Here is a 2,195-nt window from a genome sequence, read left to right as displayed (position 1 = left end):
TATTGAGGCTGGCATGGAGGTATCCGGCATCGAGGAGGCGTGCGGTGGGACCGACGGGACCGGACTTCCGAGCGCAGTCGCGGCTCGATCGAAGGTGCGGACAAGTCCTTCCCGCAGTCCCCTGGGCGCCGGGGTGAGCTGAGTCTTTGCGAGCATCTCCTCAGGGGCCGCGGCGTGCCGCACCGGGCCACCGCGGGCCTGGGGCGAGCCGGACCAGGCCAGGGCGCTGCCGCGGGCCAGCTCGAGTAGCCATGAGCGCAACCGGGTAGGCTCGCCGAGCGCGCCCAGCCGGGTCCGGGCAACGAGGGCGAACGCTGTGCCCGCCGCCGCCTGAGCGACCTCGGCCTCGCCCAGGATGAGCAGACACATCGAGAAGACGTCGTCGGCGTACTGTTCGTAAACATCGTCGAAAGCATCCCGTTCGCCTCGCCGGATCCGCATGACGAGGTCGATATCCGACTCCGGGGTCCGTGGCAGCGGCGTGCGGGGCCTGTCTTGGGCGTCGCGGGCAGTGGGCGCAACCGCGGATCGATCGAGGCTCGGGCCGGTGGCGGATACGTCTGCTGGGTCAGTGCGGCGGATACCGCCGTTCATCAGTGCATTCTCCTGTGTCCCCCGTCGGCGAGATGAGTCATAGCCGCGTCCGGGTGTGGAGCGGGTTACACCGTCACCGCTCGCCACGTTAGAGCTTCCTGGCCAGCCTAGGGGGGAATGTCAGGAAAATTCTGCTGCCACCCGCTGGATCCGCGGGCCGGAGGTTGTGTGATCGAATTTTCCGGCCTGGCTGGTGCCATTTTTTGATCTTGATTGGCGCCAGCTGGCGGGTCCGGATGCCGTGGATGCGTGATGGGCGGTATCTTGCGATCAAAATGATCGTGGCTGAGATGCCGACATCCGGCCTTTCCGGATCTTTTGGCAAAGATCCGGAAAGGCCGGATGTCAACGGGGCGGGAAGATCAGGACGGTGGCTGCTGGGCCAGGGTGACCTCCGCGGTGTGCGTCTGACCGTTGCGGGTGTAGGTGACGGTCACCTTGCTGCCGATGTCCTGGGAGCGGACCGCGGCGATAAGTCCATCCACACTCGTGATCCGGCGGTCTCCCAGTTTGGTGATGACATCGCCGCGCTGGAGCCCGGCCTGCTGCGCGGGACCGTTGCCGACCAGATTCTCGACTTTGGCACCGGTCCCATCGCCGTTCGGATCGGTCTGGCTCGCTCCCGCGGTTGACGCGTTCACGCCAAGATACGGGTGCACCGCCGAGCCTCTGCTGATCAGTTCTTCGGCGATCGACTGCGCATAGTTGGACGGGATCGCGAACCCGACACCGATGTTGCCGGACTGCTGTTCCTGCTGGCCGCCGAACCCGCCGCCGCCCGAGCCCACCGTGGCGATAGCCGAGTTGATGCCGATCAGCTCACCCTTGCTGTTGGTGAGCGGGCCGCCGGAGTTTCCAGGGTTGATCGGGGCGTCGGTCTGGATAGCGTCGAGAACGGCGTTGCTGTCCTGGACGTTCGTGTCACCGGTACGCACCGGCCGGTGTATGGCGCTCACGATCCCCGATGTGACGGTACCGCTGAGGCCGAGCGGGCTGCCGACCGCGACCACCAGCTCGCCAACCGCGAGCGCGTCCGAGTTGCCGAAGGCGGTCGCCCGCAGCCCGGTCGTGTCGATCTTTACTACCGCGAGGTCGGAGGTGGGGTCGGTCCCGATGATCCTTGCGTTGAACTCCTTGCCGTCCTGGGTGGTCACCTGCAGTGAACCGCCTTGTGCGGCATCGGATACCACGTGGTTGTTGGTCAGGATGTAGCCGTCCTGGCGAATGATTACTCCGGAACCGGTGCTTGCCTGGTTCCTTGATGCGGCGGCTATCGTGACCACGCTCGGAAGGATCGTCTGCGCGGCGGCTGACACCGTGCCGGACGCGGCTGGGGATGTTCCCGCGCCGCTGGTGCCGCGCAGCAGGCCGCTGGACGACACCACAGTCGGCGTGCTGTTGCCGCCGGCGACCAGGGCACCGACGCCACCGCCCACCCCAGCGGAGACCAGCGCGATCGCGATCGCGGCGGCGACGAGCCGTTTGCGGCGTGGTGGTGGTGCCGGTTGTCCGGCGGTCTGGGGGGGGCCGTAGTACGGCCCGGACGGCGGCGGTGTGCCGAACGGCGGTGTCGGCCCGAACGGTGATGTTGGGCCGGACGG

1 protein-coding gene and 1 pseudogene are annotated in these 2,195 nt (G+C 67.2%); both read right to left on the bottom strand.

Annotated features, from left to right (window positions below; translation table 11 throughout):
* Positions 1-594: pseudogene (locus MJ783_RS08575) on the bottom strand (hypothetical protein); the annotation flags it as partial.
* Between the two features lie 362 nt (positions 595-956).
* A partial coding sequence (locus MJ783_RS08570; RefSeq protein WP_239309815.1) for a S1C family serine protease occupies positions 957-2,195 on the bottom strand: 1,239 nt, incomplete at its 5' end.

Origin of the sequence: Protofrankia sp. Cj3, from assembly GCF_917627355.1 — a bacterium.
Classification (GTDB): Bacteria; Actinomycetota; Actinomycetes; order Frankiales; family Frankiaceae; genus Protofrankia.
The sequence above is the reverse complement of the archived record's forward strand: the minus strand, read 5'-3'. Positions and strand labels throughout refer to the sequence as shown.